This window comes from Caulobacter sp. B11, from assembly GCF_002737765.1.
Classification (GTDB): domain Bacteria; phylum Pseudomonadota; class Alphaproteobacteria; order Caulobacterales; family Caulobacteraceae; genus Caulobacter.
Genome location: NZ_PEGG01000108.1, coordinates 1 through 7,608, shown reverse-complemented (window position 1 = coordinate 7,608; position 7,608 = coordinate 1). Strand labels below are relative to the sequence as shown.

The window sequence follows — 7,608 nt, the reverse complement described above, 5'->3', positions numbered from 1 at the left end:
GCTTCATCATCACCGCCCCCAGCGAGCCGGCGAAGGCCGCGGCCGCGATCAACCAGAGGCCGGGCGACAGCTGCAGGCCATGCGGGCTCCACATGACCACCACCGCGCCGGTCAGGGTCAGGGCGATGCCCAGGCCACGCTTCCAGCGGACGGTCTCGCCCAGCAGCAGCATCGACAGCACCGTGGTGAAGGGCACGCCCAACTGGATGACCACCGAGGCGGCCGAGGGCGAAGCTGTGCGGAAGCCCATGAACAACAGGGCGAAATTGCCGCCGCCCATCAGCAGCCCGACCAGCAGGATGCGCCAGATCGGCCGGGGGGCGGGCAACAGCCAGGGCAGGGTCACCGCCGCCACCAAGCCGAAACGCACCGCCGCGAAGAACAGCGGCGGCACGCCCCAGTGGGCGACCACGATCTTGGAGACGATGTTGCTGAACGCCCAAATGAAGCAGATCAGGATCAGCAGGCCGAAATCGCGAAGGGACATGGCTGTTCGCATACCCGCCTGACGCGGCGACGCGCAATGAAAACCGACGCCACGCCCCCCTCCGGTTGACCCGACGTCCAAACGGTCGTTTGTTCCTGAACAGCGATCAGATACAGCGTCCGGACCACCGGACCAGGAACGGGGATGGACGGGGCATGGCGGTAGAGCACTTCGACGTTTTGATCGTGGGGGCCGGGCTCTCGGGCATCGGCGCCGCCTATCACCTCAAGACTCACTGCCCCGGCAAGACCTATGCGATCCTGGAAGGCCGCGAGGCGATCGGCGGCACCTGGGACCTTTTCCGCTATCCGGCATCCGCTCCGACAGCGACATGTACACCCTGGGCTATGCCTTCAAGCCCTGGCGCCAGGCCAAGGCCATCGCCGACGGCCCCGCCATCCTCGGCTATGTGCGCGAAACCGCCGCCGAGCATGGCCTCGACCAGCACATCCGCTTCCAGCACCAGGTCAAGTCCGCCTCGTGGTCGTCCCAGACCGCCACCTGGACCGTCGAGATCGCGCGCGGCCCCGATCAAGAGCCCGCGATCCTGACCTGCGGCTTTCTCTACATGTGCAGCGGCTATTACGACTACGCCGCCGGCTACACCCCCGACTTCGCGGGCGTCGAGGACTTCAAGGGCCAGATCGCCCATCCGCAGTTCTGGCCGCGCGACATCGACTATGCGGGAAAGACCGTGGTGATCATCGGCAGCGGCGCCACCGCCGTGACCCTGGTGCCGGAGATGGCCAAGACCGCCGGCCACGTCACCATGCTGCAGCGCTCGCCGACCTATGTGGTCTCGCGGCCGGCCGAGGACCCCTTGGCCAACTGGCTGCGGGCCAAGCTGCCTGCCATGACCGCCTATGGCCTGACCCGCTGGAAGAACGTGCTGATGACCATGTTCTTCTTCAACCTGTCGCGAAAGAAGCCGGAAAAGGTCAAGGCGCGGCTGATCGACATGGTCCGCCAGCAGCTCGGCCCCGACTACGATGTCGCCACCCACTTCACCCCCAGCTACAACCCGTGGGACCAGCGCGTCTGCCTGGTGCCCGACGCCGACCTGTTCGCCGCGATCAAGAGCGGCGCGGCCTCGGTGGTCACCGACCATATCGAGCGCTTCACCCCGACCGGCCTGTTGCTCAAATCGGGCCAGACCCTGGACGCCGACCTGATCGTCACGGCCACGGGCCTGAACATGCAGCTGCTTGGCGGCATGCAGGTGGTGGTCGACGGCGTCCCGGCCGACCTGTCGGAATCGATGAGCTACAAGGGCATGATGTTCAGCAACGTGCCCAACCTGGCCTCGGCCTTCGGCTACACCAACGCCTCCTGGACCCTGAAGGCCGACCTGACCAGCGAGTATGTCTGCCGGCTGATCAACTACATGGACAGGACAGGCATGGACGCCTGCACCCCCCGCCTTCGCGACGCCGACATGGAGGTCGCGCCCTGGCTCGACTTCTCCTCGGGCTATGTCCAGCGCGGCATGAAGAAGTTCCCCAAACAGGGCGTGCGCAAGCCCTGGAAGGTGCACCAGAACTACGCCCTGGACCTGATGGCCTTCCGGCTGGGGGCGATGAACGACGGGGCGATGGAGTTCTCCCGGGCGGAAGCCGTCAAGGCGGCCTGAGTGTTTGACAAAGCCCCTTCCCCTCGCGGTGAAGGGGGTGGGGATGGGGGCGCCGGCGCTTGCATCGGCCGATACGGAGCCGACATCCCCACCCCCTGCCCCCTCCCCGCAAGGGGGAGGGGATCAAAGACGGCACGATCCATCGACCTCACGCTTGCGCTGCGAGTGGGATGAGGAGGCGCGGAGCGGCCGGGGCAAGCCCGGATGACCGTGATGATGTGTTTGCGTTTCGGCTAACCTCGACCGCTCCGCGAAATCGTTGTTCCGTAAGGACGGGAGGCGTGGGGTCTTTCACCCCGGGTTCCCAAGAGCCCCCGGACGGGCAGGACCAAAGTCGATCGGCGACCCGTCTCGACCCCGACTGATCCTGATAGGCCGGTTTAAAGCGTTCCCGACCCTGTCGACCCGCCATGGCGTCGCGAGCACAGGGCCCGCGCGGCCTGGCGGCCCCGCTCGATTCCATCTCCGTCGCCGCTTCGGGTCGGTACCAAGCGCCCTCCTCCGCGACGGAGACGAGGATGATTATGCAGGTGGTTTTGGGCGCGTCTGATTGGCGCGCTGGTTTTATTTTCAAGGCGTTGAGTTTGTTGGCGTTTGTGGCGGCGCGGACGGGGATGGAGCGGGCTGGGCGCCCGTTCGATGCGCGCAGATCCTCCCCCTGAAGGGGGAGGCGGTCCCCGACTTGATCGGGGGCCGGTGGGGGAAGGGGCGGAGAGTTGGCAATACTTCCCCCTCCGGTCGCTCCGCGACCACCTCCCCCACGGGGGGAGGATCTAGGAAGGCCGCCAAACGAAATCGGACGCCTGGCATGGGGTCCAGGCGTCCGGGGATCGCGGCCGTCTTGGCGGGGTTCGCCAGGGCGATAAGGCGGGACCGCCCCGGCGGGGCGGCCGCGAAACCTCTGGGGAGGCCTATTCGTCGCCGTCCTCGGGACCGCCGACCAACAGTTCTTCCTCGATCTTCTGGGACGACTTGCGCACCGCCGCCTCGATCTCGTTGGCCAGATCCTTGTTGTTCTTGAGGAACTCGCGAACATTGTCGCGGCCCTGGCCGATACGCTGGCTGTTATAGGAGAACCATGAGCCGGCCTTGTCGATCACCCCGGCCTTGACGCCCAGGTCGATGATCTCGCCCAGCTTGGAGATGCCCTCGCCGTACATGATGTCGAACTCAACCTCGCGGAACGGCGGGGCGACCTTGTTCTTCACGACCTTGACGCGGACATTGTTGCCGACGATCTCGTCGCGGTTCTTGACCGAACCGGTGCGGCGGATGTCCAGGCGCACCGAGGCGTAGAACTTCAGGGCGTTGCCGCCGGTGGTGGTTTCCGGGCTGCCGTACATCACCCCGATCTTGTGGCGGATCTGGTTGATGAAGATGACGATGGTGTTGGTCTTGTTGATCGAACCGGTCAGCTTGCGCAGGGCCTGGCTCATCAGGCGGGCCTGCAGGCCGGGCAGGCTGTCGCCCATCTCGCCTTCGATTTCCGCCTTGGGGGTCAGGGCGGCCACGGAATCGATCACCACCACGTCGACCGCGCCGGAGCGCACCAGGGTGTCGGTGATTTCCAGAGCCTGCTCGCCATTGTCGGGCTGCGAGACCAGCAGGTTGTCAAGATTGACGCCCAGCTTGAAGGCATAGCCCGGATCCAGGGCGTGTTCGGCGTCGACGAAGGCGGCGGTGCCGCCGGCCTTCTGGACTTCGGCCACCACGTGCAGGGCCAGGGTGGTCTTGCCCGAGCTTTCAGGGCCGTAGATCTCGATCACCCGACCCTTGGGCAGGCCGCCGATGCCGAGCGCGATGTCCAGACCCAGCGAACCGGTCGAGACCGACTCCATCTCGACCTTGCCCTTTTCGCCCAGCTTCATCACCGAGCCCTTGCCGAACGCCCGGTCGATCTGGGCCAACGCCGCCTCCAGGGCGCGTTGCTTGTCGCTGTCTTCCTTGCCCACGAGTTTCAAAGCCGCCTGATTAGCCATTGAAGATCCGCCCTTGTTCCATGATTCCAACCCGGGGATTGGAGGTTCGCGCCCGCCGCGCCCATCCGCCTGTGGAATGTTTAAAAACGTACGCGCTTTGTTCTCTGTTCGCAAGATGTTCTTTTTGGGCCGCCGTCCGCGCCACCCGCGCCGGAAATGCGCCCAGGCCGTCGGATGAAGCGATCAATCCGGCGAATCCACGCGCCTTCGGGCCCGATCCTGGCGCTCAGAGCGTCGATTGATCGCCTCGCGGCCACGGCAAAACACCGCCGGAGACCGATACCGAAACCGCTCCTTAAGACACCGGTGACAGAATGGAAGCTCAAGGGAGGCCGGACTTTGTCGATTGATGCGCGTCGTCTACTGGGCCTGGCCTTCGCCAGCGCGGACCTGCTGCTCGAAGTCGACGACGGGCGCGTGACCCTGGTGCTCGGCGCGACCCAGAAGATCCTGGGCCAGGGCGAGAGCGCCATCATGGGCCGCGGCTGGCCTGATCTGTTCGCGCCCGAGGACCGGGCCCTGATGGAGGCGGTCCTCCTGACCCTCGACGACGGCGGGCGTCGCGGACCGGTGACGGTCCGTCTGGCCGGTCAAACCCTGCGCTATGTGAACCTGAGCCTGCGCGCCCTGCCCGACAATCAGGGGCGGGTGTCGGTCTCAATGGCGGCCGCCCCGCCACCCGCCGCGGCCCTGGACGACCTGGGCCTGCGCACACGTGAGAATTTCGAGGACATCGCCAAGAGCCTGTTCGAGGCCGCCCGCGCCACCGGACTGGAACTGGAGTTGGCCATGGTCGACTTCGCCGGTCTCGACTCTCTGATGAGCAGCCTGGCCGAAACCGACGCCCGCGCTCTGGAAAGCCGCATGGCCGGCGCGGTCCGGGCCGAATCCCATGCCGGCGGCATGGCCACGAAGATCTCGGCCGACCGCTACGCCCTGGTCATGACCCGGGACGAGCGCTCCGAAGGCCTGGCCGACCGCCTCACCCGCGCGACCAATATCGCCGCCAAGGCCCATGTGGTGCCGATGGACGGCGCCGTGACCGCCCGCAGCCTGCGGGCCGTCCGCTACGCCCTCGACGATTTCTGCGCGAGGGCCTGAAGGAAAGCGCGCCCGCAACGCTTTCGGAAGCGATGAACCGCTCGGTCAAGCGCACCCTGGCCCGGGCCGGAGCCCTGGGCGCGGCCGTTAGCCAGCGCCGCTTCACCCTAGCCTTCCAGCCGGTCGTCGACCTGTCCACCGGACTGGCGCACCACCACGAGGTGCTGGTCCGCTTCGAGGATGGGGCCAGTCCCTATGCCCTGATCCGCATGGCCGAAGAGTTCGACATCATCGAGGAACTGGACCACGCCATCGTCGAACAGGCTGTCCAGCGTCTGGCCAGCGACCGGTCCGGCAAGCTCAGGCTGGCGGTCAATGTCTCGGGCCGGACCATCGGCAACGAGGCCTATGTCGACCATATCGGCCGACTGCTGGCCAAGAACGACGCCGCCCGCGGCCGCCTGATCTTCGAGATCACCGAAACCACCGCCATTGACGATCTGTCGGTCGCCAACGCCCATATCCAGTCCCTGCGCGCCATGGGGTCGCTGGTCTGCCTGGACGACTTCGGCTCGGGCGCCTCGTCGTTCCGCTATTTGCAGGAACTGTCGCTCGACATCGTCAAGATCGACGGACGCTATGTGCGCGAAATGGCCGCCAGCGGCCGCGACGGGGCCATGGTCCGGCGGCTGGTCGAGCTGTGCGGCGACCTGAAGATCCGCACGGTCGCCGAGATGGTCGAGACGCCCGAGGTCGAGGAAATCATCCGCAAGGCCGGCGTCAACTTCGCCCAAGGCTGGCTGTTCGGCCGCCCCGCCGACACGCCGCAACCGGCCCTGAAAATCAGCGCCGTCAAGCCAATGGCGCGGCGAGCCGGGTGTCCGAGGGTTGGGGGTAAGCCACCCCGGCCTCCTCCGTGCAAACGGAGAAGGCCGTGAGCGCTAGCCTGGCCTATTTCGCCGCCAGGGTCGCGGCGATGTAGTTGTCGATCACGCTGTCCAGCACAGTCAGGGGCGTGCCGCCGGCCAGCAGACCGGCGTCGTGGAACTTGCGGATGTCGAACTTCTTGCCCAGGGCCTTCTTGGCCCGCTCGCGGGCGCGCAGCCAGGTGATCTTGCCGATCATGTAGCTGCAGGCCTGGCCGGGCCACACGCAGTAGCGCTCGATCTCGGTGACCGCGCCGCTTTCCTCGTCGCCCATGGTCTGCGCCATGTACTTGATCGCCTGCTCGCGGCTCCACTTCTTGTGGTGCATGCCGCTGTCGACCACCAAGCGCACGGCGCGGAACAGGGCGTCGTGCAGCATGCCGATATGGCCGCGCGGGTCGGTCTTGTAGATGCCCATCTCGACGGCCAGCTCTTCGGAATAGAGCGCCCAGCCTTCCGAATAGCCGGAAAAGCCGATGACCTTGCGGATCAGCGGCAGGCCCTGGGCCTCGTTCGACAGCGACAGCTGCAGGTGGTGGCCCGGGACGCCCTCGTGCACCGTCAGGGTGGTCAGGGTGTACTTGGCCTGTTCCTTGGTGTCGCGCAGGTTGATCCAGTAGATGCCCGGACGCTTGCCGTCGAGCGACGGCGAATTGTAGTAACCGCCCGGCGCGCCGGCCTCGATGGCCTTGGGCACGCGACGGATTTCCAGCGGGGCCTTGGGCAGCTGGCCGAAATAGGCCGGCAGCTGCTTGTCGATCCACTTGGCCTTGACGTTGAGGTCAGCGATCAGCTGTTCCTTGGCCGCATCGGTGTTCTCGTAGATGTCCTTGCCCAGCTCGGCCATGCGCTCGCCGACCGTGCCCGTCCTCATGCCCATGGTCTTGAAGATCTTGTCGGCCTGGGCCTCGATCGACTTGACCAGGTCCAGACCCAGCTGGTGGATCTCGTCGGGGTCAGGGTGGCGGTCGTGTAGTTCTTCAGAGAGACGGCGTAATAGTCGCCGCCGTCCTTCAGGCGCCAGACGCCGGCGTCGTGGGTGGCCTTGGGAAGCACCGACTCCAGCAGGGCGATCTGGCGCTTGAGGGCGGGCAGGACCGAGTTCTCGTAGATCTTGGTCGCCTCGCCGGCCCAGTCGCCCTCGATCTTCTTGTCCTTGGTGCGACGGGCCACCGACAGCACCAGCGGCGCCTCGGCGACGGGGGTGTCGGCGAAGGCCTTCATCTGAATCAGGGCCTTGTGGATCACGAAGTCCGGCGGGATCACGCCGTCGGCGTAGTCCTTCTTGGCGATCAGGGTTTCCTGATCCATCAGGCGGGCGAAGCCCTCCATCCGCTGCAGATAGGCGTCGGCGTCGGCCTTGGTCTCGATGGCGTGCTGGGTGTCGAGGAAGTCGGGCATCGACTGATAGGCGCCGGTCAGTTGGCTGAGGATGTAGGGCGCGCCCGATCCGCCGCCGGCATAGCTGAACTTGCGATTGCCCTCGTCCTGCACCGCCAGGGTGAATTCGACGGTGTCGAAATTGACGGCGTCCATGCCGGTCAG

Annotated in this window: 4 protein-coding genes and 2 pseudogenes; 3 read left to right on the top strand and 3 right to left on the bottom strand. The window is 66.2% G+C overall.

Annotated features, from left to right (window positions below; genetic code table 11):
• Positions 1-487, bottom strand: a 487-nt coding sequence (locus CSW58_RS05935; RefSeq protein ID WP_143755097.1) for a DMT family transporter, incomplete at its 3' end; no start/stop codon positions are given.
• 155 nt (positions 488-642) lie between these two features.
• Between CSW58_RS05935 and CSW58_RS05930 the strand changes: the two are divergent.
• Positions 643-2,117, top strand: a pseudogene (locus CSW58_RS05930) (flavin-containing monooxygenase).
• 911 nt (positions 2,118-3,028) lie between these two features.
• Here the strand turns inward: CSW58_RS05930 and recA are convergent.
• A complete protein-coding gene (gene recA, locus CSW58_RS05920; protein WP_099446663.1) occupies positions 3,029-4,096 on the bottom strand; it encodes a recombinase RecA in 1,068 nt (355 codons plus the stop codon).
• Between the two features lie 339 nt (positions 4,097-4,435).
• Between recA and CSW58_RS14960 the strand changes: the two genes are divergently transcribed.
• Both CSW58_RS14960 and CSW58_RS14955 read left to right on the top strand, forming a co-directional pair.
• Complete coding sequence (locus tag CSW58_RS14960) at positions 4,436-5,197, top strand: hypothetical protein (RefSeq protein ID WP_236627668.1); 762 nt, start codon at positions 4,436-4,438, stop codon at positions 5,195-5,197.
• Positions 5,198-5,229: 32 nt separating this feature from the next.
• Positions 5,230-6,075 carry an EAL domain-containing protein gene (locus CSW58_RS14955; RefSeq protein ID WP_236627667.1) on the top strand — a complete coding sequence of 282 codons (846 nt, stop codon included), beginning with the start codon at positions 5,230-5,232 and terminating at the stop codon, positions 6,073-6,075.
• Between the two features lie 13 nt (positions 6,076-6,088).
• Here the strand turns inward: CSW58_RS14955 and CSW58_RS05910 are convergent.
• A pseudogene (locus CSW58_RS05910) lies at positions 6,089-7,599 on the bottom strand (DUF885 family protein).
• Between the last annotated feature and the right edge of the window lie 9 nt (positions 7,600-7,608).

Bases quoted from the DNA above. Each gene is read 5' to 3' on its own strand.
- recA (WP_099446663.1), bottom strand. From the start codon at position 4,096: ATGGCTAATCAGGCGGCTTTGAAACTCGTGGGCAAGGAAGACAGCGAC.
- CSW58_RS14955 (WP_236627667.1), top strand. From the start codon at position 5,230: ATGAACCGCTCGGTCAAGCGCACCCTGGCCCGGGCCGGAGCCCTGGGC.